At 72.3% G+C, this 24,268-nt stretch carries 25 protein-coding genes and 1 pseudogene; 10 read left to right on the forward strand and 16 right to left on the reverse strand.

Features of this window, described 5'->3' with window-relative positions; genetic code table 11:
* Positions 1 to 23: 23 nt before the first annotated feature.
* Together RWH44_RS07695 and RWH44_RS07700 are read left to right on the forward strand one after the other, a co-directional pair.
* Positions 24 to 1,109: a citrate synthase gene (locus RWH44_RS07695; protein ID WP_316004112.1), complete on the forward strand. Its 1,086-nt coding sequence runs from the start codon at positions 24 to 26 to the stop codon at positions 1,107 to 1,109.
* Positions 1,110 to 1,522: 413 nt separating this feature from the next.
* Positions 1,523 to 2,722, forward strand: a complete 1,200-nt coding sequence (locus RWH44_RS07700; RefSeq protein ID WP_316004113.1) for an MFS transporter — start codon at positions 1,523 to 1,525, stop codon at positions 2,720 to 2,722.
* A 413-nt stretch (positions 2,723 to 3,135) separates the two neighbouring features.
* On the opposite strand, the gene RWH44_RS07705 is transcribed toward RWH44_RS07700, so the two are convergent.
* On the reverse strand, positions 3,136 to 4,023 hold the full coding sequence (locus RWH44_RS07705; RefSeq protein ID WP_316004114.1) for a helix-turn-helix transcriptional regulator: 888 nt from the start codon (positions 4,021 to 4,023) through the stop codon (positions 3,136 to 3,138).
* Between the two features lie 95 nt (positions 4,024 to 4,118).
* On the opposite strand from RWH44_RS07705, the gene RWH44_RS07710 reads away from it, so the two are divergent.
* Positions 4,119 to 4,640: a hypothetical protein gene (locus RWH44_RS07710; RefSeq protein WP_316004115.1), complete on the forward strand. Its 522-nt coding sequence runs from the start codon at positions 4,119 to 4,121 to the stop codon at positions 4,638 to 4,640.
* A 4-nt stretch (positions 4,641 to 4,644) separates the two neighbouring features.
* Here the strand turns inward: RWH44_RS07710 and RWH44_RS07715 are convergent, their stop codons facing one another.
* The gene (locus RWH44_RS07715; protein ID WP_298870302.1) at positions 4,645 to 5,010 is read right to left on the reverse strand and encodes a hypothetical protein; all 366 of its coding nucleotides are present in this window, start codon (positions 5,008 to 5,010) and stop codon (positions 4,645 to 4,647) included.
* Positions 5,011 to 5,137: 127 nt separating this feature from the next.
* Here RWH44_RS07715 and RWH44_RS07720 point away from each other — a divergent pair, with 127 nt between their 5' ends.
* A complete protein-coding gene (locus RWH44_RS07720; protein ID WP_316004116.1) occupies positions 5,138 to 5,890 on the forward strand; it encodes a DUF429 domain-containing protein in 753 nt (250 codons plus the stop codon).
* Between the two features lie 38 nt (positions 5,891 to 5,928).
* Here the strand turns inward: RWH44_RS07720 and RWH44_RS07725 are convergent, their stop codons facing one another.
* Genes RWH44_RS07725 through RWH44_RS07740 form a run of 4 tightly spaced genes read right to left on the reverse strand, consistent with a single transcriptional unit; the run spans position 5,929 to position 8,432 of the window.
* Positions 5,929 to 6,186, reverse strand: a complete 258-nt coding sequence (locus RWH44_RS07725; RefSeq protein WP_316004117.1) for a hypothetical protein — start codon at positions 6,184 to 6,186, stop codon at positions 5,929 to 5,931.
* Positions 6,183 to 6,584 carry an arsenate reductase ArsC gene (locus RWH44_RS07730; protein ID WP_298870309.1) on the reverse strand — a complete coding sequence of 134 codons (402 nt, stop codon included), beginning with the start codon at positions 6,582 to 6,584 and terminating at the stop codon, positions 6,183 to 6,185. The genes RWH44_RS07725 and RWH44_RS07730 overlap by 4 nt, the downstream gene beginning before the upstream one ends.
* Before the next feature lie 56 nt (positions 6,585 to 6,640).
* Positions 6,641 to 7,174 (reverse strand): GNAT family N-acetyltransferase, encoded by a 534-nt coding sequence (locus RWH44_RS07735; RefSeq protein WP_437127273.1) that lies wholly within the window; start codon positions 7,172 to 7,174, stop codon positions 6,641 to 6,643.
* Entirely contained in the window at positions 7,155 to 8,432 is a 1,278-nt protein-coding gene (locus tag RWH44_RS07740; protein ID WP_316004118.1) for an NAD(P)-binding domain-containing protein, read from the reverse strand. The genes RWH44_RS07735 and RWH44_RS07740 overlap by 20 nt, the downstream gene beginning before the upstream one ends.
* An 84-nt stretch (positions 8,433 to 8,516) precedes the next feature.
* On the opposite strand from RWH44_RS07740, the gene RWH44_RS07745 reads away from it, so the two are divergent.
* Positions 8,517 to 8,861 (forward strand): ArsR/SmtB family transcription factor, encoded by a 345-nt coding sequence (locus RWH44_RS07745; protein ID WP_316004119.1) that lies wholly within the window; start codon positions 8,517 to 8,519, stop codon positions 8,859 to 8,861.
* Between the two features lie 6 nt (positions 8,862 to 8,867).
* Here RWH44_RS07745 and RWH44_RS16115 read toward each other — a convergent pair whose 3' ends face one another.
* Positions 8,868 to 9,038, reverse strand: a complete 171-nt coding sequence (locus tag RWH44_RS16115) for a DUF8730 family Cys-rich protein (RefSeq protein ID WP_496196629.1) — start codon at positions 9,036 to 9,038, stop codon at positions 8,868 to 8,870.
* 74 nt (positions 9,039 to 9,112) lie between these two features.
* Between RWH44_RS16115 and RWH44_RS07750 the strand changes: the two genes are divergently transcribed.
* The gene (locus RWH44_RS07750; protein ID WP_316004120.1) at positions 9,113 to 10,777 is read left to right on the forward strand and encodes an FAD-dependent oxidoreductase; all 1,665 of its coding nucleotides are present in this window, start codon (positions 9,113 to 9,115) and stop codon (positions 10,775 to 10,777) included.
* Positions 10,774 to 11,082, forward strand: a complete 309-nt coding sequence (locus RWH44_RS07755; RefSeq protein WP_298870326.1) for a metal-sensitive transcriptional regulator — start codon at positions 10,774 to 10,776, stop codon at positions 11,080 to 11,082. The genes RWH44_RS07750 and RWH44_RS07755 overlap by 4 nt, the downstream gene beginning before the upstream one ends.
* Before the next feature lie 48 nt (positions 11,083 to 11,130).
* Here the strand turns inward: RWH44_RS07755 and RWH44_RS07760 are convergent, their stop codons facing one another.
* From RWH44_RS07760 to RWH44_RS07770, 3 genes are all read right to left on the reverse strand, one after another.
* Complete coding sequence (locus tag RWH44_RS07760) at positions 11,131 to 11,730, reverse strand: DUF305 domain-containing protein (RefSeq protein ID WP_316004121.1); 600 nt, start codon at positions 11,728 to 11,730, stop codon at positions 11,131 to 11,133.
* 70 nt (positions 11,731 to 11,800) lie between these two features.
* Positions 11,801 to 12,262 carry a DUF6153 family protein gene (locus RWH44_RS07765; protein ID WP_316004122.1) on the reverse strand — a complete coding sequence of 154 codons (462 nt, stop codon included), beginning with the start codon at positions 12,260 to 12,262 and terminating at the stop codon, positions 11,801 to 11,803.
* 34 nt (positions 12,263 to 12,296) lie between these two features.
* Positions 12,297 to 14,432, reverse strand: coding sequence for a heavy metal translocating P-type ATPase (locus tag RWH44_RS07770; RefSeq protein ID WP_437127274.1), 2,136 nt, complete (start codon positions 14,430 to 14,432; stop codon positions 12,297 to 12,299).
* Between the two features lie 179 nt (positions 14,433 to 14,611).
* On the opposite strand from RWH44_RS07770, the pseudogene RWH44_RS07775 reads away from it, so the two are divergent.
* Both RWH44_RS07775 and RWH44_RS07780 read left to right on the forward strand, forming a co-directional pair.
* Positions 14,612 to 14,950, forward strand: a pseudogene (locus RWH44_RS07775) (ArsR/SmtB family transcription factor); the annotation flags it as partial.
* Between the two features lie 145 nt (positions 14,951 to 15,095).
* Positions 15,096 to 16,073, forward strand: coding sequence for an SRPBCC family protein (locus tag RWH44_RS07780; RefSeq protein WP_316004123.1), 978 nt, complete (start codon positions 15,096 to 15,098; stop codon positions 16,071 to 16,073).
* 141 nt (positions 16,074 to 16,214) lie between these two features.
* Here RWH44_RS07780 and fdhA read toward each other — a convergent pair whose 3' ends face one another.
* From fdhA to RWH44_RS07800, 4 genes are all read right to left on the reverse strand, one after another.
* Positions 16,215 to 17,432 (reverse strand): formaldehyde dehydrogenase, glutathione-independent, encoded by a 1,218-nt coding sequence (fdhA, locus tag RWH44_RS07785; protein WP_316004124.1) that lies wholly within the window; start codon positions 17,430 to 17,432, stop codon positions 16,215 to 16,217.
* Positions 17,433 to 17,619: 187 nt separating this feature from the next.
* Positions 17,620 to 18,063: a hypothetical protein gene (locus RWH44_RS07790; RefSeq protein WP_316004125.1), complete on the reverse strand. Its 444-nt coding sequence runs from the start codon at positions 18,061 to 18,063 to the stop codon at positions 17,620 to 17,622.
* Between the two features lie 73 nt (positions 18,064 to 18,136).
* Positions 18,137 to 18,592: a Fe-S cluster assembly sulfur transfer protein SufU gene (gene sufU / locus RWH44_RS07795; protein ID WP_316004126.1), complete on the reverse strand. Its 456-nt coding sequence runs from the start codon at positions 18,590 to 18,592 to the stop codon at positions 18,137 to 18,139.
* Positions 18,589 to 19,845, reverse strand: coding sequence for an aminotransferase class V-fold PLP-dependent enzyme (locus RWH44_RS07800; protein WP_316004127.1), 1,257 nt, complete (start codon positions 19,843 to 19,845; stop codon positions 18,589 to 18,591). The genes sufU and RWH44_RS07800 overlap by 4 nt, the downstream gene beginning before the upstream one ends.
* Before the next feature lie 118 nt (positions 19,846 to 19,963).
* Between RWH44_RS07800 and RWH44_RS07805 the strand changes: the two genes are divergently transcribed.
* Entirely contained in the window at positions 19,964 to 20,437 is a 474-nt protein-coding gene (locus tag RWH44_RS07805) for a hypothetical protein (protein ID WP_316004128.1), read from the forward strand.
* Positions 20,438 to 20,723: 286 nt separating this feature from the next.
* On the opposite strand, the gene RWH44_RS07810 is transcribed toward RWH44_RS07805, so the two are convergent.
* Both RWH44_RS07810 and RWH44_RS07815 read right to left on the reverse strand, forming a co-directional pair.
* A complete protein-coding gene (locus tag RWH44_RS07810) occupies positions 20,724 to 21,395 on the reverse strand; it encodes a response regulator (RefSeq protein ID WP_316004129.1) in 672 nt (223 codons plus the stop codon).
* Positions 21,392 to 24,028, reverse strand: coding sequence for a DUF4118 domain-containing protein (locus tag RWH44_RS07815; RefSeq protein ID WP_316004130.1), 2,637 nt, complete (start codon positions 24,026 to 24,028; stop codon positions 21,392 to 21,394). The genes RWH44_RS07810 and RWH44_RS07815 overlap by 4 nt, the downstream gene beginning before the upstream one ends.
* Positions 24,029 to 24,268: the final 240 nt, after the last annotated feature.

Raw genomic sequence — 24,268 nt, forward strand, 5'->3', positions numbered from 1 at the left:
CGTCATGTTCGCACACTGAGCGCATGAGCGACCTGATCGATGTGCCCCGCGGACTCAACGGCGTCGTGGCGGCCGAAACCGCCATCAGCGACGTCGACGGCGACGCCGGTTTCTACCACTACCGCGGCCACTCCGCGGTCGACCTCGCGCGCACGCGCCGCTTCGAAGACGTCTGGCACCTCCTCGTCGTCGGCGCCATGCCCGACGATCCGGGCGCCTTCGCCGAGCGGATCGCCACCGCGCAGTCCGATGACCGGCTGGCGCCCCTTCTCTCCGCCGTGCGCGCGCAGAGCGACCAGCCGCTCGCGGTGCTGCGCGCGGTGTGGACGCTCGCGGCATCCCTCCGTCGCTGCCCATCGCTGTACGACCTCGACGAGGCCGGGAGGCTCGACGAGGCGATCGCCTTCGCCGCGATGGCACCGCTCGCCCTCGCACCGTCAGCGGAACGGATGCCGGCGGGCCGCGGCGTCGTGTCCGACTACCTCGAGCGGGTCACGGGGGCCACCCCCCACGAGGCGCACGTCCGCGCTTTGTCGGCCTACCTCGTCGCGGCGATGGACCACGGCTTCAACGCCTCGACGTTCACGGCCCGGGTCATCGCCTCGACCGGGGCCGACATGGCATCCTGCCTCACCGGTGCGCTCGGCGCGCTCTCGGGACCGCTGCACGGGGGAGCCCCGGCGCGGGCCCTCGACAGCCTCGACGCCGCCGGCGACGACCCCGCCGCGTGGATCGCGGGCGAACTCTCCGCCGGGCGACGCCTCATGGGCTTCGGGCACGCGGTGTACCGCACGGCCGATCCGCGGTCGGAACTGCTCCGCGAAGTCGCCCGGGGCCTCGGCGGCGACCGGGTGGTGCAGGCGCTGGCGTTCCAGGCGGAGGCGGAGCGGCAGCTCGCCGTCCGGCATCCCGAGCGCCCCCTCCGGGCCAACGTCGAGTTCTACGCCGCGGTCGTGTTGGAGCAGTGCGGCATCCCGCGCGAGATGTTCACCCCGACCTTCGCGCTGGCCCGCACGATCGGCTGGACGGCGCACGTGCTCGAACAGGCGCGGGACCCGAAGATCATCCGACCCGCGGCGCGGTACGTGGGGCCGGGGTCAACCCGCTGACGCGGGGCCGCCGGGCCCGCGGCGCGGCCGTGCGGCGGGCGGTGGCCTCGAGCGGCCGTGTGGCGGGCGGGGTCCTCGTCGGGGCCTTGCGCCATGCGGTGGCCCCGACGCGGTCGTGTTCCGTCGTGCGGAGTCGACCGGCGACGCGCCGAGCGCTGCCGCCGCGCGGCGGCGTGTCGGAGCGCGGCTCCGCTTGACGGTACGGTCCCTCGACGCACGGCTCGCCTCCGCACGACGGCACGGTTCCTCGACGTACGGCTCGTCTCCGCACGACGGCACGGTCCCTCGACGCACGGCTCGCCTCCGCACGACGGCACGGCCCCTCGGCGCCCGGCCCGCCTCCCCGGACGATCGGTCGGATGCCACGGACGAACGGCCCGGCGCGAACCGCGGTCGCCCGCGAGCATCGGAGGATGACCACCACCGCTCCCGTTCCCACGCCCGTCGTCGGGCCGTCCACGATGCGCTACGGCGGCCTCATCGTCGTCATGCTGCTGAGCTTCCTGCTCGTCACCGCGGAGTTCCTCCCCAACGGCGTCCTCACCGAGATGGCCGCCTCACTGGGCGTCACGGCGGGGCAGGCCGGTCAGACGGTCACCGTCACCGCGCTCGCGGGGCTCCTCTTCGCACCGACCGTGGGGCTGCTGCTCCCGCGTCTCGACCGCCGCACGCTGCTGATCGGAGCGGCCGCGTCGGCCACCGTCTCGAGCCTCGTCGTGGCCGTCGCGCCGAGCCTGCCGGCGATCCTCGTCGCGCGCTTCCTGCTCGGAGCCGCGATCAGTGCGTTCTGGTCCATGTCGATCACGGTCGCCGCCCGCCTGTCGAGCCCCGACCGCATCGGTCGCGCGATGATGTTCGGCTCGGCCGGACTCTCGCTGGCCACGGTCGCGGGCGTGCCGATCGGGGTGGCACTGAGCGAGGCGCTCGACTGGCGCCTGGCCTTCCTGCTCATCGCCGTCGCCACCGCGGCCGTGGGTATCGGCGTGCGCGTGGCGCTGCCCCCGGTGCCGCCGGCCGCGGCGTCGAGCCTCGGCATCCTGTTCGACACCCTCCGGCGGCCCGGCAACATCGGAGGCATGGTGGGGCACGTGCTCGTCGTGCTGGGGCACTTCGTCGCGTACACCTACGTGCGCCTGTCGCTCGAGCGCATCCCCGACGTCGGCGCGGGCACGATCGTACTGCTGCTCGCGCTGTTCGGGGTGGGCGGATTCGTGGGCAACATCCTTGTCGGCCTCGTCGTCGACCGCGCCTTCGCCCGTCTCTCCGTCGTCGGACCGCTCGCCATCGCCCTCGCGATCGCTGCGGTCATGCTGCTGCCCGGGTCGCTCGTGGTCGTCGCGATCGCCGTCTCGGTGTGGGGCTTCTTCTTCTCGTCGTGGCTGATCATCGTCAACACGTGGGTCGGACACCGCATGCCCGACCGCCTCGAGGCCGGGGGCAGCCTCGTCGTCACGGGGTTCCAGCTCGCGATCACCATCGCGGCGGGTGTGGGCGGCATCCTCGTCGACGCCACGAGCGTGCAGACGGTGGATGCCATCGGCATCGCGCTCCTCGTCATCGGCGCCGTGCTGTTCGGCGTCTCGCTGCGCGAGCGGCGGTCCGTCCGGGGCTGAGCCGCGGGCGGGGCGGGGTTTGGGGCGCGTTCCTTCGTTCGGGGCGGCAGTTTGGCGCCCCAAACGCCGGAATGCGCCCCGAACCCGGCCGGGGCTGGCGGGATCGCACGAACCCCGCCAGGGACGCGGGATCGCGTCCCGAACCCCGCCGGGTCCGCGGAACGCGCCCCGAACCGGCCCGGGGTCGCGGCCGCGTGGGGGCCGCCGGGAGGGCCGCAGCGACGTCCTGGGTTTGGGGCGCGTTCCTTCGTTCGGGGCGGCAGTTTCGCGCCCCACACGCCGGAATGCGCCCCGAACCCGGCCGGGGCTTGCGGGATCGCGCCCCGGACCCCGCCGGGTCCGCGGAATGCGCCCCAAACCCGGCCGGGGCTTGCGGGATCGCGCCCCGAACCCCACCGCTCGTCCCGCGCGGGTCAGACCGCGAGCTCGCGCCGACCCGCCCGCCACGCCGACGGGGCGACACCGACGTGACGCCGGAACGCGCGCCGGAAGCCCTCGTCGGAGGCGTAGCCCAGTGCGCGGGAGGTCTCGGAGACGCCGGTCCCGGCATCCAGCAGCTCTTTCGCCCGCCGCATGCGCACCTCGGTCACGTACGACGCGGGCGAGGTGCCGAAGACCTGTCGGAACCGCGCCGCGAACACCGACCGCGACATCGCGCCCAGGGCTGCGAGGTGATCGATGGTCCACTCGCGGCCGGGGTCGTCGATGACCGCCGAGACCACCCGAGCGAGGAAGGGGTCGTCGGTGCGGGGCGGCCAGGTCTGCTCGCGCGCGGTCGCCGCCCACGCGCGCAGGGCCGAGAGCAGCACCGTCGTGACCATGAGCTTGCAGATCGTGGTGTCGCCGCCCCGCGGACCCATCGCTCCGGGAGCCGGGATGCCGAGATGCGCGGCCAGGCCGGCGGCGGCGGGCTCGGCGCGCGCGAACTCGCTCACGAAAACGACGGGCGGCAGCGCCCGGGTGTCGCTCGTGGGGGTCAGAGTGAGGGGCACCACGGTGACCTCGGCTCCGGACTGCGACGTCAGGGTGAGGGCGTGGCATCCGAGCGCGACGACGGCGTCGCCGGCGAGGAGCGTGCGGTCGCCCTCGATGGCCGCCGCTGAGCCGGAGGGGGCGTCGACCGCGCAGACCGACCGCTGGGAGGCGCGGCCCGTGAGCTCGCCGGCGCGCAGGTAGACCAGGGCGGCGTCGCCGCGGGCCAGGGTGAGACGTTCTCCGGCGTCGAGGCGTTGCCGCCGGGCGTGACCGGGCGACACGTCGATGCGCGAGAAAGCGCGTTCGAGAGCGTGCGACGGCGTCATGTCACGGTCGAACCCCGAGCCCGGTTCGGCTATTCCACGGCGACGCGCGCCTCACCCGACTGGCACCCCGAAGCCACCTGTCCGAGGATGGACGCATGCGATCCCCCCGCCCGCTGCTTCTCGCCACGCTCCTCGGCGCCGGTCTCGTGCTGTCCGCCTGCACGGGTCCGACGGCATCCGAGACCGGTCCCGTCGACGCCGCTTCGGCGGCCCCCGCTTCGCCGACCGCGGTCCCCACTCCCACCGCCACCGCCTCGGCATCCCCCGAACCCGGCCCCGTCGAACGGTTCGAGTCGTGGTGGACGGCGGTGCGCGCCGCCGACACGGTGGCCGCCTGCGGCGCCCTCGCCGAGCCCCTGCAGCAGCGCATGATCCAGGAGTACAACGACACCGTCGGTGCCGGGATCACCGACTGCGCCACGCTCATCGCGCAGACCTCGGCGCTGTATGCCGCGACCGGAATGTCTGCCGACGTCGATGTGCAGGTCGTCTCCGAGACGGCGTCGGACGCGGTGCTCGACGTCACCTACGCCGGTGGCGATTGCGGCACGGTCCACCTCGACCGCTCGAGCGGGTCGTGGATGCTGACCGAGCTCAGCATGGAGTGCGCCGGCTGACGCCTCAGTTGAGCAGTTCGCTGAAGAAGCCGATCGAGATCGAGAGCAGACCCGCCGCGACCCCGGCGATGAAGCCCGCCGCGGCGAGCTCGCGCGCCATGCGCGCATTCAGACTCAGGATGCCGCACACGAACGACACCGCGGCGAGCACCCACATGCCGATCTGGATCCACGGCATCTCGTCGACCTTCGAGATGGTCTGCACCGTGGCGATGAACAGGTACCAGGCGATGACGATCGCACCGGTGACGATCGCGATGATCGACACGGCCCGCAGGTCGCCCTTCGGGGTGGGCGGCGGGGCGGGTTCGTCGCGCGGCGGGACGTCGGTCGCCGGTTCGAGCGAATCGGGGAGATCCTCGTCTGCCATGCGTCGATCCTCCCAGGTCGAGGGGTGAATCGGGGATGCCTTGTCGCGCCGTCGTTCTCGTGCGACGCGCTCGCTCACGCGGGTCGCGCCGTACTCCCGCCGCGCGAGGCGGCCTAGGCTCGACGCGATGAGAACCGTCGGGATCGACCTCGCCGCGGGAGCGCCCGGCACCGCCCTCGCCGAGCTGGAGTGGGCGGACGGCCGCGCGGTGCTCACGCGCCTCGAGATCGGCATCCAGGATGCCGACATCGTGGCATCCGTCGCCTCCGGTGACGCGTGGCTCGGGGTGGACTGCCCGCTCGGCTGGCCCGACGCCTTCGTCGACTTCGTGCGCGCGCACCACGGCGCCGTCGAGCCCGAGCTGGGGCCCGTCGAGGGTCACGCCGACTGGCGTCGACCGCTCGTCTACCGCCGAACCGACCACGTCGTGCGCGAGCGCATCGGGCGCTGGCCGCTGAGCGTGTCGACCGATCGGCTCGGCGTCACGGCTCTTCGCGGGGCGGGGCTGCTCCGGCGCCTCGCCGCCGTGGGCTTCCCCGTCGATCGCGCGGCCGAGGGACGCCTGTTCGAGGTGTACCCCGGCGGGTCGCTGCGGCTGTGGGGCTTCGACACGACGGGGTATCGGGTGGATGCCGCCCGCCGCGCCGTCCTGCTCGACACCCTGACCGCGCGAGCGCCGTGGCTCGACGTGGGGCCCTTCGCCCCGCTCGCGGTCGCGAAAGCGGACGCCTTCGATGCCGTCATCGCGGCGCTGGCGACGCGCGCCGGGGCACTCGGGCTGTTCGAGGCGCCGGACCACGAAGCCCTCGACGTCGCGCGGCGGGAGGGGTGGGTCGTGTTGCCGGACGGTCCCCTGGAGGGGCTGATCGCCGGCGCGTGAGCGCGCGTCGTGGGCGTCTCAGGCGAGCATCTGAAGCTTCACGTGCGCCCCCGTCGGGCGCGCGCGGCGAACGCGTCCACGGCATCCAGGATCTCGAATGCCTGCCAGATGCGGTTGCGGCTTCCGCCGCCGACCTGGGTCAGCACTCCTGCTGCGGCGAGCTTGCTGATCGCCGTGCTCGCGGCGACCGTGCTGATGACGAGGGTGGAAGCGACCGACGCCGCAAAGGATAGGACCGTAGCCTTTGCTTGGGGCTCTCCAATCCTGCCCTTCCGGCCGATCGGAGAACCCGTCACGCGGCGGACAAGCTCGCGATCAGCCCCTCGACGCGACCCTTGATCTCGTCGCGGATGCGCCGCACGGCGTCGAGGTCTTGACCTGCGGGGTCGTCGAGCTCCCAGTCCTCGTAGCGCTTGCCCGGGAAGATGGGGCACGCGTCGCCGCAGCCCATCGTGATGACCACGTCGGACGTCTTCACGGCGTCGACCGTGAGCACCTTGGGCTGGTTCGCCGAGATGTCGATGCCCTCTTCCGCCATCGCGTCGATCGCGGTGGGGTTGATGGCGTCTTTCGGCGCGGATCCGGCGGAGAGCACGTCGATTCGGTCGCCGGCGAGCTGCTGCAGGTAGCCGGCGGCCATCTGCGAGCGTCCGGCGTTGTGGACGCAGACGAAGAGGACGGTGGGGCGGGTCATGATCTCGCTATCTTTCTCGGTCGAGGTGAACGGTTGGTGACGTACGGGGTGAAGGGTCATCCGCGCCCGTTCATCGCGCTGCGCCGCTCGATCAGCACGGTGTCCCGCCACTGCCCGGCCCACGGACCCACGAGGGAGCGCGCGATCCGCTCGCGTCGGCCCACCTCGCGGAAGCCGAGGCCCTCGTGCAGGCGGAGGGATGCCGTGTTCTCCGGGAACACGCTGGACTGGATCGTCCAGACCCCGTTCATCTCGGCCGAGGCGATGAACGCCCGCACGAGAGCGGCACCGATGCCCCGCCCCTGTGCGCGAGCGGCGACGTACACGGAGTGCTCGACGACACCGCGGTACGCGGCGCGGGCCGATACCGGCGACGCCGCCACCCACCCGACGACCGCGTGCGCGTCATCGACGGCGACCAGTCGACCGAACCGGGCCTTGGCCTGGTCGAACGCGTCCCAGGTCGGCGTCTCGGTCTCGAAGGTGGCGTTGCCGCCCTCGATGCCCTCACGGTAGATGTCCTCCACCGCGGCCCAGTCCGCTCGTTCGAGCGCGCGCACGAGCGTCATGTCAGCAGCACCCACCGGCATCCGTCGAGCACACGCCCGTGGCCGGCAGCGTCAGCTCGACGCGAGAAGCCGAGGACATGTCGCCCGCGAGCCATGCCACGATCGAGCGCACCTGCTCGTACCCGGTGGCCAGTAGGAACGTGGGCGCGCGGCCGTACGACTTCATCCCGACGAGGAAGAAGCCGTGCTCGGGGTGCGTCAGTTCCCGGAATCCGTGCGGCTCGACGGTGCCGCACGAGTGCACGTTCGGGTCGATGAGCGGGGCGAGCAGGCGCGGCGCCTCGACGACGGCATCCAGATCGGTGCGGATCTCGCGCAGCGGGGCGAGGTCGGGCCGGAACCCGGTCGCGTTGACCACGACGTCGGCGGTCACCTCGGCGAGTTCGCCGCGTCGTGTTCCGGAGAGGTGGATGCCATCCGGTCGGGCCTCGACACGGCCGATCTCGAAGGAGTCGATCTTGTCGACGGCGCCGGCCTCGACGTACCGGTCCACGCGCGCGCCGAGCTGCGCGCGGCCGACGAGCTCGTCGTCGGCCGACGACGACACGCGCACGGCGCCGGCGTTGCGGATGAGCCAGGTGATGCGCGTGCCGGGGGCGTCGCGCTGCAGGCGGACGAGCGAGATGAGGGTGTTCGCGGCGGAGTGCCCGGCGCCGACGACGATCGTGTGCCGGCCCGCGAAGCGTTCGCGCTCGCGGCCGAGCACGTCGGGCAGGGCGTGCGAGATCCGCGCGTCGTCGATGGTGGGCAGGCCCGTCGACAGCAGTGAGTTGGGCGAGTCGTACGTTCCCGAGGCGTCGAGTACGGCCCGGGCGAGAAGCTCTCCCTTCGGGGTGCGCACGAGGAACGGGGTGTTCTCGCGGTCGGCGGAGCGCGTGCGGTCCATCCCCTCACGCGCGACTCCGGTCACCCGCGCGCCGTAGCGGATGTGGGCCGCGATGGCGGGCAGCTCCGCGAGCGGGCGCAGGTAGTCGTCGACGAGCTCTCGGCCCGTCGGAGCGCGACCCTCGGCCGGCATGGTCCAGCCGGCGGCCTCGAGCAGGCGGCGGGCGACGGGGTCGACGACCTCGCGCCAGGCCGAGAACAGGCGGGTGTGGCCCCACTGCTGCACGGCGGCCGCGGGAGTGGATGCCGCCTCCACGATGACGAAGGCGATCCCCCGGTCGGCGAGGTGCGCGGCGGCAGCGAGGCCCACGGGCCCCGCGCCGATGACGACCACGGGAAGGGCCGCGAGGCGGTCCGTCGTCCGGGGTCGCGGAGTGAGGGTGAGCGTCGACATGGGACTCCTCGTGCATCGATGACTGTCGATGCCCCATCGTGCCCGCATCCATCGATGGATGTCAATATCGACTACTATCGATGTATGACCACGCTGCCACTCCTGCCGTCCGCTGCCTGCTGCGTGTCCAGCGGGGGCGCCCCGATGTCGGTCGCCGACGCCGAAGGGCTCGCCGGGCGGCTGAAGGCCCTCGGGGACCCGACTCGGCTGCGCCTGCTGTCGATCGTCGCGAGCGCTGCCGAGCAGGAGGCCTGCGTGTGCGACCTCACCGAGCCTGTCGGGCTGTCGCAGCCCACGGTGTCGCACCACCTCAAGGTGCTGACCGAGGCGGGATTCCTCACGCGCTCGAAGCGCGGAACGTGGGCGTACTACCGGCTCGTGCCCGGTGCGCTCGACGCCGTCGCCGGGGCGCTGCGCATCGACGCCTGAGTCGACTCAGCGCCCGAACAGCCGGGAGAAGAACCCGCCGCCCTCGGCGGCGGCCTGCTTCTCGTGCCCCTCGCAGCGGTCGCGCCGGGGAACGCCGGCCATCACCTGATCGACGTGCTGACCGCACCCGGCCCACGTCGCTTTCCCACACGTCTTGCACGTCGCCTGTCGGCACATCTTCGGCATCCTTCCGTTCTCGGCCGCGGTCGCGACCGGCTCGACTATACCCCCGGGGGTATAAGGTAGAGGACATGAAGACGGTCATCATCGGCGGGGTCGCGGCGGGAATGAGTGCGGCGACGAGGTTGCGGCGACTCGACGAGACCCGCGAGATCACGGTCTACGAGCGCGGCGCGTACGTGTCGTTCGCGAACTGCGGACTGCCGTACCACGTGGGCGGGGTGATCGCGGAGCGCTCGTCGCTCCTTCTGCAGACGCCGGAATCGCTCGCATCCCGCTTCGCCCTCGACGTGCGCGTGCGGCACGAGGTGGTCGCCATCGACACGGCCACCCGAACGGTGACCGTGCGCGATATCGATGCGGCCACCGAGAGCGTCGAGACGTACGACGACCTCGTGATCGCCACGGGGGCCGCGGCTGCTCCGGGGCCGTCCGCGGGGGCCGTTCCCACGCACACGCTGCGCAGTGTCGACGACGTCGACCGCGTGCTCGAGGTGCTCGCCGACGCCGGTCCGCAACCGAGCGTCGTCGTGGCGGGAGCCGGCTTCATCGGGCTCGAGGCGGTCGAGAACCTCGTCGCGCGCGGCGCGCGAGTGACCCTGGTGACGCGCGGTCGGCAGGTGCTGTCGCCCCTGGATGCCGAGATGGCCGCGCCGCTGCTGGCCCTCCTCCGTGAGCACGGCGTCGACGTACGGCTCGGCTCGACCATCGTCGGTGCGGAGCCGGGGCGCGTCCTCCTGGATGACGGCGGGACCGTCGAGGCGGTGCTCGTCGTCGAGGCGAGCGGAGTGCGCCCCGATCGCGGCCTCGCCGAGGCCGCCGGTCTCGAGGTCGGTCCGACCGGCGGGATCGCCGTCGACGCACGGCAACGGACCTCCGCCCCGCACGTCTGGGCCGTGGGCGACGGCGTCGAGAAGCGCGACCACGTCGACGGCGAGCCTGCGCTGGTGACCATGGCGGGCCTGGCCAACCGCCACGGCCGGGCGGTGGCCGACGACATCGCGGGCCTCGAGCCGGCCCCGGCGCGTCCCGCGCTCGGCACCGCCGTGCTGGGACTGTTCGGCGCGACCGTCGCCTTCGTCGGGTGGAGCGAACGCCGACTCATCGCCGACGGGCGGGCGCACCGCGTCATCCACACGCACCCGGCCTCACACGCGACCTACTACCCGGGGGCGCAGGCGATGGCGATGAAGCTGCTCGTCGATCCCGCGTCCGACCTCATTCTCGGCGCCCAGATCGTCGGTGGCGACGGCGTCGACAAGCGCATCGACGTGATCGCCGTGGCCATGGCGGCCGGGCTGACGGCATCCGCTCTCTCGCAGCTCGAACTCGCCTACGCTCCGCAGTACGGCTCGGCGAAGGACCCCGTCAACATGATCGGGTACGTCGCGCAGAACCTCGCCGAGGGGACGACGGATGCCGTGCAGTGGCACGAGCTGCCGGCGGCGCTCGACGCCGGGGCCGCCCTCGTCGACGTGCGCACCCCCGCGGAGTTCGCCGCGGGGGCCATCCCGGGGGCGGTCAACCTGCCGCTCGACGATCTCCGCGCCCGCCACGGTGAGATCCCCGACGGCCCGGTGATCGTGCACTGCCAGGTCGGGCAGCGCGGACACACGGCCGCGCGGCTGCTCACACAGCTCGGGTACGACGTGCGTAATCTCGACGGCGGATACCGCACCTGGCTCGCCGGCCGCGAGGCAATGTCCTCGACCCTCGCTGAAGGAGAACACGCATGAGTGACCGCAGCCTCCACGATCCCCAGGCCGTCAAGAAGGTCGCCAACCGCCTCCGCCGCGCGCAAGGGCAGCTCGCCGCGGTGATCGCTGCCGTCGAGGGCGGCGGTGACTGTCGCGAGGTCGTCACGCAGCTCGCCGCGGTGAGCAGCGCGATCGACCGCGCGGGTTTCGCGATCATCTCCACGGCGATGAAGCAGTGCATCACGGACACGGATGCCGATGATGCCGACGCCGCGGGCGACGCCGACGCCCCCGGCCGACTCACGGTCGAGGAGCTCGAGAAGCTGTTCCTCACGCTCGCCTGAGCGGGGGAGCGGGACCGGAGCGCCGCGATGCTCCGGTCCCGCCGCCGCTCACAGGGAGGCGAGCAGGTCTTTCATCGTGGCGATCTCGGCCGTCTGGCTGTCGACGATCGAGCGGGCCAGGTCGACGACCTCGCTGTCCTGTCCGTCGTCGATCTCGTCCTGGGCCATGTCGACGGCACCCTCGTGGTGCTCGATCATCTGCTCGAGGTACAGACGGGCGGCGTCGCCGCCCTCGGCATCCGCGAGTTCCTGCATGTCGGACTCCGACATCATCCCGCCGTGATCCATGCCGCTCATGCCCCCGCTCATCGACACGCCCCAGTCCGAGAGCCAGCCCTTCATCGTCTCGATCTCGGGGCCCTGGGCGGCCTTGATCTGCTCGGCGAGGGCGGTGACGCGGTCGTCGACACCCGCCTTGGCGAGCACGGTGTCCGACATCTCGATGGCCTGCTCGTGGTGCGGGATCATCATCGTGACGAACATGATGTCGGTCTCCGACGCCTCGGCGGCCGTGGTGGCCGTCGCCATCGGGCCGGAGCCGTGATCCATGCCGGGCATGGACCCGGATCCGCTCGTGCCGGAGCATCCCGCGAGGGCGAGCGCGGCGGCCAGAGGGAGGGCGGCTGCAGCCGCGAATCGGGTCTTCATTGGGTTCTCCTTGTCTTTCGCCCGCGTGCGGGCGCTGTGGGGTGAGGGGTCGCGCGGTGTCGCGCGCAGCTCACGTCCGACAGACGCAGAGGGAGATCAACGAGGGGGGTCGGCCGGGGGCGGAACGCGCGCGGCGTCGCGTGCCCTCGGGAGTCAGGAGGTCGCGCAGGGCGAGCCGGCGGAGCACCGACGTCGCCGCGAAGACGAGGAGGGCCGCCGCCACGAGCGCGAGGATGCAGCCCATCTCGGACATGGCGTGGTCGCCGCCGCAGTCCTCGCAGACCGGATCCGCGGCATCCGTCGCCTGTGCGCTCATCGTTGCCAGGCTCGTGTCGACCGGGTGGACATGATCCGACGCCGCCGAGGCGTCGATCGCGGCGGTGCCGTGATGACCGGTCATCGTGGCCCGGTCGTTGAGGACGTGCATCGCGAGCAGGCCGACGATGAGCGCGGCCGCGACCATCGCCAACACGGCGACGAGCGCCGGTCGCCGTGCATGGGCGTCGCGTAGAACCGATGTCCCTGCGAGCATCGTCCTCCTCCTCTCTTCCAGGCTAGGCGGTGACTCAGCGCCCGGGGTCGTCCGCCGGCCTCAGGTCGAGCCTCCGGAGCAGCTGCGCGTTGACGGCGACGACGATGGTCGACAGCGACATCAGGATCGCCCCGATCGACATCGGCAGCACGAACCCGATCGGTGCGAGCACGCCCGCCGCCAGCGGCACCGAGAGCAGGTTGTATCCCGCGGCCCACCACAGGTTCTGCGTCATCTTGCTGTAGGCGGCACGCGACAGGTCGATCGCGGACAGGACGGCGCGGGGGTCGTCGTGCGCCAGGATCACGCCGGCGGAGGCGATCGCCACGTCGGTCCCCGCCCCGATGGCGATGCCCACGTCGGCCTGAGCGAGAGCCGGGGCGTCGTTCACGCCGTCGCCGACCATCGCCACCGTCCTCCCCTCGCGCTGCAACTGCTCGACCTTCGACGACTTGTCCTCGGGGCGCACGCCCGCGAAGTACCGGTCGATCTCGACGGCCTCGGCCACGGACGCGGCGACGGCCTCGGCATCGCCCGTGATCATCACCACCCCGACGCCCCGATCGCGCAGCGACCGCACGGCGCTGATCGACTCGGGGCGCACCTCGTCAGCGAGTCGCAGGGCACCGGCGACCGCACCGTCGACCACGACGTGCAGGATGATCGCACCCTCATCGCGCCACGATCGCGTCTCGTCGATCTCGTCGAGACCCTTCTCCTCGAGCAGGTGCGGTCCGCCGACCTCGACGACTCTGCCCTCGACCCGGGCGCGCACGCCGACGGCGGGAGCGGAGGAGAAATCGTCGGCGCGGGGCACCGTGAGCGCCTCGGCCTCCGCGGCGGCGACGATCGCCCGGGCCAGCGGGTGCTCGGAATCGGATTCCGCCGCGGCTGCCCACGCGAGCACGCGGTCCGCGTCGGCGTCGGAGGTGGGAGCGACGGCCGTCACCGCGGGGGCGCCCGCGGTGAGCGTTCCCGTCTTGTCGAAAAGCACGGTGTCGACGGCCCGCATGCTCTCGAGCGCGAGACGGTCCTTCACGAGCACACCGGCCCGCGCGGCCCGCTCCGTCGCGATGGACACCACCAGCGGGATGGCGAGGCCGAGCGCGTGAGGGCACGCGATCACGAGCACGGTGATCGTGCGCACCACCGCTTCGTCGGGCAGGCCGATGAGCGTCCAGGCCACCGCCGTGATGACGGCGGAGCCGAGCGCGAACCAGAACAGCCACGCGGCCGCACGGTCGGCGATGCGCTGCGCGCGCGACGACGAATTCTGCGCGTCCGACACGAGCTTCTGGATGCCGGCGAGGGCGGTGTCGTCGCCGACCGCGGTGATGCGGACCCGTACGCCCGAGTCGGTGGCCACCGTGCCCGCGACGACGGCATCGCCCTCGGCGCGGCGGACCGGGCGCGATTCGCCCGTGATCATCGACTCGTCCATGCTCGCCGAGCCCTGGACGATCTGTCCGTCAGCGGGCACCCGCGCCCCCGGACGCACCACGACGACGTCGTCGACGCGGAGCTCCGCCGGCGCAACGGTGACCGTGGCGTCGTCCTCGACGCGTTCGGCCTCGTCGGGAAGGAGCGCCGCGAGCGAGTCGAGCGCGGAGGTCGTCTGCGCGAGCGACCGCATCTCGATCCAGTGCCCGAGCAGCATGATCACGATCAGGAGGGCGAGCTCCCACCAGAAGTCGAGTTCGTGATCCAGGATGCCGAGACTCGCCCCCCACGATGCGACGAAGGCGACGGTGATGGCCAGCGCGATGAGCAGCATCATGCCCGGCGCGCGGGAGCGCACCTCCGACACGGCGCCGGTCAGGAACGGCGATCCGCCCCAGACGTACATCACGGTGCCCAGAGCCGGCGAGATCCACCCGAGCCACGCGGCATCCGGCAGCGGATAGCCCAGCAGCATCGCGAACATCGGCGAGAACGCGACGACCGGCACGGCCAGCACGAGCATGATCCAGAACAGTCGTCGGAAAGCGGCAACGTGATCGCCGTGCCCTCCGTGCCCTCCGTGCCCTCCGTGCCCGCCGTGCCCGGTATGGGCGGCATGTTCCTGGTGGTGCCCGTGCTCCGCGTGGTCTCCGGGTGCGGAACGCATCGACTCGTGCTGTCCCGCGCGTCCCTGGTCGGAGGGCGCAGCGTGGACGTGATGATCGCTCATGAGTCCTCCTCTCGTGCCGACCCGGCGAGCGTATACCCCATGGGGGTATAGAGGGGCCGCCTTGCGCCAGGACTCTCCCCCGGTTAGCGAATCCGGGCGGCCGGCTGTCTGAGAGTCGCTGCGGCGCGCCGTCATGAGCCCCTTGCCGCACGGGTCGATCACCGCTAACGTGCAACCAAATGGTTGAACAACAGAGCGACGCCGACATCGACCGGGTGTTCCACGCCCTCGCCGATGCCACGCGGCGCGACATCGTGCGGCGCACGCTGGTCTCCGAGCAGTCGGTGACTCAGCTCGCGGCGGCCTACGCGATGTCGTTCGCGGCGGTGTCGAAGCACATCGCCGTGCTCGCCGAGGCGCGGCTCATCACCAAGCGCGCGGAGGGGAGGGTGAGGCTCGTGCGTGCCGATCCGTCCGCGATCGCCCGGGCGCAGCAGCTGCTCCGCTCGTACGAAGACCTCTGGCGCGGGCGCGTCGACCGGCTCGACGCGCTGCTGTCCGAAGAGGCGGATGCCGCGGCATCCACAGCGGTCCCGCCCACAGAGCCACCGGGTGGAGCGGCATCCACCCCTCGACCCGCCGCAGTTCCGACCACAGGGACGCCGCCCGCCACGGCATCCGCCCCCGAAACCCCCGCGCCCTGACCCGACGAAGGAGTCCGTCATGCCCGTCACATCCGTCGAGAGCGACACCGAAGCGCTCACCATGACCCTGATCGCCGACTTCGCCGTCGGCCCGGACCGCCTCTGGGCGGCGTTCACCGACCCGCGTCAGCTCGAACGCTTCTGGGGTCCTCCCGGGTGGCCGGCGACGTTCGACGCGTTCGACTTCACGGTCGGCGGGCACGCGAAGTACTACATGACGTCTCCGCAGGGCGAGCGCGCGGGCGGAGCATGGGAGTTCACCGCGATCGACGAACCCCGCGGGTTCGAGGTCATCGACTCCTTCGCCGACGAGAACGGCGAGCCCCTCGAGGGGATGCCGTCGATGCGCATGGTCTTCTCGTTCGAGGCCACGCCCGAGGGCTCGCGGATGACGAACGTCAGCCGCTTCGACTCCCTCGAGGCGCTCGAACAGGTCGTCGCGATGGGCGCCGTCGAGGGCTCGACCCTCGCGATGAACCAGCTCGACGCCGTGCTGCAGGGCCTTCGCGAGTTCGCCCAGGGCAAGGGGACGCGGCTCGAGGTCCTGAGCGACCAGCACGTGCGCATCACACGCCTGATCGACGGCCCGCGCGAGCTGGTGTGGCGCGCGCACGTCGACCCCGACCTGATGCGGCAGTGGATGCTCGGCCCCGACGGCTGGCGCATGACCACGCACGAGGTCGATCGGCGCGTCGGGGGTGGATACCGCATCGCCTGGGCCCCCGAACCCGGCACCGAGGGGGAGCCCTTCGGTTTCGACGGCGAGATCCTGCTGCTCGACGATCCCCGGCGCATGGTGCAGACCGAGCACATGACCGGCACCGACTTCCCCTCGACGGTCAACGACCTTTCGCTCTACGAAGAGGACGGGGCGACGCTGCTGACGCTGCTGATCGAGTATCCGGATGCCACGACCCGCGACATGGTCCTGGCCACCGGCATGATCGACGGCATGGAGGAGAGCTACCGCCGTATGGAGCGCGTGGTCATGGGGTGAGGGGGGATGCCGCGGCGCCGAGGCCGTGGCATCCGGCCCTCGATCGGGCCCCTGTCGAAGCTCGAAGTCGCACGCGGTGCTCGCAGACTCCGCCGGGAGATCTGCGAGCACCGCGCCGTTCTGCGAGCTCCGGGGCGAGCGTCAGCTCGAGATGTACCCGTTCGGGTTCAGCACGTACTTGCGCGGGGCGCCCTTGTCGAAGTCGGCGTAGCCCTGCGGGGCCTCGTCAAGGCTGATGGGCGTCGCGTTGACGGCCTTCGCGATCTGCACCTTGTCGTGCAGGATCGCCATCATCAGCTGCCGGTTGTACTTCATCACGGGGCACTGACCGGTCGTGAACGACAGCGACTTCGCCCAGCCGAGCCCGAGTCGCAGCGACAGCGACCCGACCTTCGCCGCCTCGTCGACTCCACCGGGGTCGCCCGTGACGTACAGGCCCGGGATGCCGACCCCGCCGCCCGCCGCGGTCACCGTGAACAGCGAGTTGAGCACCGTCGCCGGGGCTTCATGACCCGCATCGGCCCCGTGGCCGCGTGCCTCGAACCCGACCGCGTCAACCGCGGCATCCACTTCGGGGACGCCGAGGATCTGCTCGATCTGCTCTCCCGGGTCGCCCTTCGACACGTCGACGCTCTCGAACCCGAGTGAGCGCACCTGCGCGAGGCGCTCCGGGTTGAGGTCGCCGACGAGCACCGCGGCCGCACCCAGCAGCTGCGCGCCGACGGCGGCGGCGATGCCCACCGGTCCCGCGCCGGCGATGTAGACCGTCGATCCGGGGCGGACGCCCGCGGTGTACGCGCCGTGGAAGCCCGTGGGGAAGATGTCGGACAGCATCGTCAGATCGAGGATCTTCTCGAGCGCCTGCTCGCGGTCGGGGAAGACCAGCAGGTTCCAGTCGGCGTAGGGCACGAGCACGTACTCGGCCTGACCGCCGACCCAGCCGCCCATGTCGACGTACCCGTAGGCACTGCCGGGGCGGTCGGGGTTCACGTTGAGGCAGATGCCGGTCTTGCCCTCCTTGCAGTTGCGGCAGCGGCCGCACGCGATGTTGAAGGGGACCGAGACGATGTCGCCGACCTTGACGAACTCGACGCCGGGTCCGACCTCGACCACCTCGCCGGTGATCTCGTGACCGAGCACGAGCCCGGCCGGAGCCGTGGTGCGCCCGCGCACCATGTGCTGGTCGGAGCCGCAGATGTTGGTGGAGACGGTGCGCAGGATCGCACCGTGGGGGACCTTGCGGCCCACGTTCGCCGGGTTGACGCCCGGCCCGTCCTTCAGCTCGAACTCGGGGTAGTCGGTGTCGATGACCTCGACGACTCCGGGCTCCTTGTACGCGACTGCTCTGTTCCCTGACATCTTCGTCCTCTCCGGCCGGTCACCCGACCGATCGTGTCGTGCAGGCGGGATCCGTGGATCCCCGCCGCGCGGCATCCGGTGGGGATGCATCGACGCGGCGTCTGCCTCCAGACAACGCCGAGGTCGAGCGTCGGACAAGACGGGTGCGGCTTCGCGCCGCGAGGCGTAAGGTGCAGGGCTTCGAGCGTCAGGCCGCCGGAGCCGCCCTGCGCACGAGAGCGCGGATCGTCTCCTCGACCTCGGGCGTGACCTCGACCACCGCGTACGACACCGGCCACATCGGGCCGTCGTCGAGCTGGGCCGAGTCGTCGAAGCTCACCGTGCCGTAGCGGGTCTTGAACTTGGATGCCGGCTGGTAGAACACCACGACCTTGCCGTCCTTGGCGTAGGCGGGGAAGCCGTAGTACGTCTTGGGCGTCAGGTGCGGCGCTTCGGCGAGCACGATGACGTGCAGCCGTTCGGCGACCGCACGGTCGACGCCGTCGAGCTTGTCGATGGCCTCGAGGCAGGCCTCGTTCTCCTTCTCGAGCTTCGCTGCGCCCTTGAGACCCTTCATCGCCTTGAGTTCCTCGGCGCGCTGTTTCATCGCCGCGCGTTCTTCGTCGCTGAATCCCGCTCCACCTGTGGCCATGGCATCCGCCCTCTCGTCGGTCTGGGGGCAGGATAGCGCCGCGGTCGGCGCGAACACAGGGCCGTGCCGTGGGTCAGGCCTGCCGCAGCCCCTCTTCCAGCGCGACCCACGCGAGCATCGCGCACTTCACTCGCGCGGTGTACTTCGACACCCCCGACAGGGCGGCGGCATCCGCGAAGGTCTCTTCGTCGAGGGGGATCTTGCCGCGCGAGCGCAGCGACTCGCGGAACCGCTCGATCAGGGCCCGGACGTCGGCGGTCGGCATCCCGTCTTCTCCCCCGTCTTCCTGCAGCAGGGCCACGAGCATGGATGCCGACGACTGCGAGATCGAGCAGCCCGCGCCCTCCCAGGTGACGGATGCCACGCGGTCGCCGTCGACGTCGACGCGGAGCGTGATCTCGTCGCCGCAGATCGGGTTGCGCTGGTGCACGGTGGCGCTGTGCGCTCCGGGCTCGGCGAGACCGAAGCCGCGGCGGTTCTTCGCGTGGTCGAGGATGAGCTCCTGGTACAGCGACTCGAGCCCGCTCATGCGCGTGCTCCCGCCGCGCCGACGCCGAAGAACCCGCGAACGCCCGAGACGGCGTCGAGGAATGTGTCGATCTCGGCCTCGGTCGTATGGATCGCGGCGCTCGCGCGCACCGACGCCGTCGCACCGAAGCGGCGGTGCAGGGGCTGCGCGCAGTGGTGTCCCACGCGGACGGCGACCCCGCGGGAGTCGAGGAACTGCCCCACGTCGTGCGCGTGGACCCCCTCGACGACGAAGGCCTGCAGGGCGACGCGCTCCGCGGCATCCGTGTCTCCGAGCAGCCGGATGCCGTCGATCGAGCGGAGCCCCTCGCGCATGCGCTTCTCGAGCGCGGCCTCGTGCGCGTGCGCGGCGGCGAGGTCGTGCTCGCCGAGCCAGCGCACCGCGGCGGCCAGGGCCACGGCCTGCGACACCGGCTGCGTCCCGGCCTCGAAACGCTGCGGCGGCGGGAGGTACTCGGCCTCGTCGAGGGTGACGGTGGTGATCATCGACCCGCCCGTGGTGAACGGCGGCAGGGACTCGAGCACCTCGTCGCGACCCCAGAGCGCGCCGATGCCATAAGAGCCGTAGACCTTGTGTCCCGAGAACACGGCGAGGTCGACCCCGGATGCCGGCAGGTCGAGCGCGAGGTGCGGAGCCGACTGGCACGCGTCGAGCACGGTCAGAGCGCCGACGGCGCGGGCGAGGGTGACGAGCTTGGCGACCGGGTTCACGATGCCGAGGACGTTGGAGACGTGCGGGAAGGCGACGACCTTCGTGCGCTCGCCGATGAGGTCGGCCGCGGCGTGCATGTCGAGCATGCCGTCGTCGAGCACGGGGATGTGACGCAGGCGCGCGCCGGTGCGCCGGGCGAGCTCCTGCCACGGGATCAGGTTGGCGTGGTGCTCGGCCTCGGTGACGACGATCTCGTCGCCCTCGCGCAGGCGCCCCGCGTATCCGAGCGAACCTGCGACGAGGTTGAGGCCGCCCGTGGCCCCGCTCGTCCAGACGAGCTGCTCGGGCTCGGCGCCCACGAAGTCGGCGACCGTGATGCGCGCGTCTTCGAACAGCTCCGTCGCCTCGGCGGCGAGCGTGTGGGCGCCGCGGTGCACGGCCGCGTTCGCCCGCTCGAGGAAGTCGCGCTCGGCGTCGAGCACGGCGCGCGGCTTCTGGCTCGTCGCGCCGGAGTCGAGATAGACGAGCGGGTAGCCGTCGACCTCGGTCTCGAGGATCGGGAAGTCGGCGCGCACGGCGTCGACGTCGAAGGCAGGGGTCACTCTTCTAGGCTACGCGGCGGCGGATGGCCGGGCGCGTTCCGTCAGGGTCGTCGGGCTCCCCGCATGGAAAGCGTCAGGGCCCCACATCCCGGGACGGCGGGGGCGTAGACCGGATGCCATGACCCTCACGGCCTTGCTCCCGACCCTCCGCTCCAGCATCCCGGCGCCCTTCGACGCCGCGGCGTGGCCCGCCGGCTCCGCCCCGACGCTCGACGACGTCACCGTGCGCGCGATGTCGGTCGGCTGCTTCGCCGAGATCTGCGGCACGCCCTGCGTGTGCACGGGCCCGGCGGTGATCCCGGCGTCGGGCGGGGTGGCATCCGCGGTCCAGTCGACGACGGTGGTGGTCGCGACGGTGGTGGATGCCGCGTCCGACACCGTGCGGCTCGACGCGTGCGTCGCGGGTCTCGACGTGACCTGGCGCGAGGCGCGACTGATCGGCCGGGTGTCCCGCGCGTACGACGAGCGGTACGCCGTGGTCGACGCGCACGGCGACTCGTGCGGAGCGGTCGTGCTGCCGGGGGACCTGCGCGTCGGCGATCGCGTGGCCGTCCCCTGCCCCGGATGCCACACCGTCGGCGAGGTGCGCTGATGCTGCTGCACTCGATCGTCTACGCGTGCCGCTGCGCGCGGGTTCAGGCGGAGTTCGAGGCCTGCGGGGTCGACGACGCCGCCGAGGCCGAGCCGAGCTCCTGATCGTCCGTCCGTCGGCGGCCCGGATCAGCGGGGATCCGGCCCCGCATCGGCGGTTCTTCCGGAGTCCGGCTCACCGTCTGCTCCCCATCGGTGCCTGCCCGCGCGGGCCGCGGTGTTCGCCCTACGCCGTGTGCCCGTCGGCGGTTCACCCCGCCTCCCGCGAGCGGGACGCGCCACGCCCCTCACACCACCAGCCGATACCCCATCCCCTGCTCTGTGAGCAGGTGCGCCGGGTTCGACGGGTCGGCCTCGAGCTTCTTGCGCAGTTGCGACATGTACAGCCGCAGGTAGCCGCTGTCGGCGACCTGCTCGCTCGCCCAGATCTCTTTGAGCAGCGTCTGGCGCGTCACGAGCGAGCCGGGGTTGCGGGCCAGGAACTCCAGCATCCGCCACTCCGTCGGGGTCATGTGCACCCGGGCGCCGCCGCGCAGCACCGCCTTCGCCGACAGGTCGACCTCGACGTCGCCGAAGCGCACGACCGCGTCTCCGGATGCCGGGACCGACCGCCGCGCGTGCACCCGCAGACGCGCCAGCAGCTCGTCGATCTGGAACGGCTTGGTGACGTAGTCGTCGGCACCGGCGTCGAGGGCCTCGACCTTGTCGGCTGAGCCCGTACGGCCCGAGACGACGATGATCGGCGCCGTGGTCCAGCCGCGCAGGGCCTCGATCACCTGCACGCCGTCGAGGTGCGGCATCCCGAGGTCGAGCAGCACGATGTCGGGATGCGCCTGGGCGGCCAGCGTGATCGCCGCGGCGCCGTCGGCGGCGGCGACCACGTCGTAGCCGTGGGCGGCGAGGGTGATGCGCAGGGCGCGGACGAGCTGCGGGTCGTCGTCGGCGATCAGGACCTTCACGGGGCGTCCTCTCGGGTTCCGGATGCCGCGGGCCGCGCGGCGGGGAGGAACGGGGGGCGCACGGAGGTCGCGGGCGGGGATGCCGCGGAGCGGGCGCTCGCCGCGGGCGCGGGCTCGGCGACGCCGGTGTACGGGTCGTCGGCGGGGCCCTCGTCGGAGACCGGCAGCGCGATGACCATCGTGAGGCCGCCGCCGGGGGTGTCCTCGGGGGTGAGGGTTCCGCCCATGCCTTCGGCGAAGCCGCGGGAGAGGGCGAGGCCCAGGCCGAGGCCCGCGGTGTTGTCGGTGTCGCCGAGGCGCTGGAACGGCGAGAACATGTCCTCGCGGCGCTCGGCGGCGATGCCCGGGCCATGGTCGATCACGCGGATCTCGGCGGTGCCGCCCAGACGGCTCGTCGCGATGCGCACGCGTCGACCCTCGGGCGTGTAGCGCTCGGCGTTGGTCAGCACGTTCACGAGCACGCGCTGCAGCAGCACCGGGTCGGCGCGCAGGGCGGGGAGATCGGGATCGAGGGCGAGCTCCACGGCATCCGGGCCCAGGTCGAGCTCGTCGAGTGCGGTGAGCACGACCCCGGCGGCATCCACCGCCGTGAGCGACACCGCGAGCACGCCGGCCTGCACGCGACTGACGTCGAGCAGGTCGGTCACGAGCACCGACAGGGTCGCGAGGCTCTCGTCGGCGGTCTCGAGCAGCTCGCGGCGGTCGTCGGCCGAGAGGTTGTCGCCCGCGGCGCGCAGGCCCCCGAGGCTGGCGACGGCGGCGGCGAGCGGGCGGCGCAGGTCGTGGCTGACGGCCGAGAGCAGGGCGCTGCGCACCTGGTCGGTCTCGGCGAGGGCCCCGGCCTCGGCGGCGGTCTCGGCCAGGTCGGTGCGCTCGAGGGCGGCGGCGAGCTGTGCGACGACGACGTCGAGCAGGCGCCTCTCGCCGGCATCCAGGTCGCTGCCGTGGAGCTCGAGGCGCGCGCGGTCGTTGCCCACGGACACGATGGTCGAGCGGCCGTCGCGGACGGGTTCGCCGTCGGTGGCCAGCGTCGACCCATCGGATGCCACGAGCCGCACCCCCGCGAGCCCGAACGCCTCGCGGGCGCGGCTCACCAGAGCCGGCACGGCGCTCTCGCCGCGCAGGACGCTACCGGCCACGGTGGCGAGCAGCTCCGCCTCGGCGGCGGCACGGCGGGCCGCGCGGGCGCGCCGGGCGGCCTGATCCACGACGACGCTCACGAGTGTCGCGATGATCACGTAGAGCGCGAGGGCGATCGCGTTGGCCGGATTGCTGATGGTCACGGTGTACAGCGGCTCGATGAAGAGGAAGTTCAACGTGACACCCGACAGCACGGCCGCGAACACCGCGGGCCAGATCCCGCCGATCAGCGCCACGATCACGACGAGCAACTGATAGACGAGCACGTCGGCGGCGACGGAGTCGTCGGTACCGGTCGACAGCAGCAGCAGGGAGATGAGCGGTCCGCCCACGAGCGCGGTGACGAAGCCCAGGATGCGACGCTTCGCGCTGAGCGCGGGACCGGTGAGGCGGGGGAGGGCGAAGCGGCCGCCGGCGCGCGCGTGGTTGACGATGTGCACGTCGATGTCGCCGGAGAGACGGATGACGGTCGCGCCGATGCCGGGACCGGTGAGGGCGGCCGCCACCCGACCGCGGCGGCTCACGCCGATGACGAGCTGCGAGGCGTTGACCGATCGGGCGAAGTCGACGAGCGCGGTGGCGGGGTCGTCGCCGACCACCTGGTGATACGTGCCGCCGAGCGTCTCGACGAGCGCGCGCTGCTCGGCGAGGGCCCCGGGGGCGCTCGCGCGCAGGCCGTCCTGCGTCGACACGTGCACGGCGAGCAGCTCGCCGCCCGCCGACCGCGCGGCGATGCGCGCGCCGCGGCGCAGCAGCGTCTCGCCCTCCGGTCCGCCGGTGAGGGCCACGACCACGCGCTCGCGCGCCTGCCACGACCCCTCGATGCCGTGCTCCGAGCGGTAGCGCTGCAGAGCGGAGTCGACCTCGTCGGCCAGCCACAGCAGGGCGAGCTCGCGCAGTGCCGTGAGGTTGCCGAGGCGGAAGTAGTTCGACAGGGCCGCGTCGATGCGCTCGGCGGGGTACACGGAGCCCGCGGCCAGGCGATCGCGCAGCGATTGGGGTGCGAGGTCGACAACCTCGATCTGGTCGGCCGCGCGCACCACGGCATCCGGGACCGTCTCGCGTTGCACGACGCCCGTGATCTTTTCGACGACGTCGTTGAGGGAGGCGATGTGCTGCACGTTGACGGTCGTGATGACGTCGACGCCCGCCGCGAGCAGCTCCTCGACGTCGATCCAGCGCTTGTCGTTGCGCGAGCCGGGCGCATTGGTGTGCGCGAGCTCGTCGACGAGGGCGATCTGCGGATGCCGGTCGAGCACGGCATCCAGGTCCATCTCGTCCAGCGCGACCCCGCGGTGGGCGACGGTTCGCCGGGCGACGACCTCGAGCCCCTCGGCCTGGGCGGCGGTGGCGGCGCGTCCGTGCGTCTCGACGACGGCGATCACGACGTCGCGTCCCTCGTCGCGGAGCCGGCGGCCCTCCTCGAGCATCTCGTACGTCTTGCCGACGCCCGGGGCCATGCCCAGCAGCACGCGCAGCCGCCCGCGCTTCACGATGCGCCTTCCACCCGCGAGGGCGACCCCGCGCGGCGTGAGGTCCCTGAGCCTGTCGGAGGGACCGGCGTGGCTGGGGTCGCGGTGGTTTCGACGGGCTCAGCCACCTGGTGGGCAGTCGGCTCGATCGGAACCCAGGTCCCTGAGCCTGTCGAAGGGACCGTGGCCCCCGCGGCCGCGTCGACGCGCTCCGCGCTCGCTTCCGGCGCACGGCGCCGCCGCCGCGCGAGAGGCGCGACG

Origin of the sequence: Microbacterium phycohabitans, assembly GCF_032464935.1 — a bacterium.
GTDB classification, from domain to species: Bacteria; Actinomycetota; Actinomycetes; order Actinomycetales; family Microbacteriaceae; genus Microbacterium; species Microbacterium phycohabitans.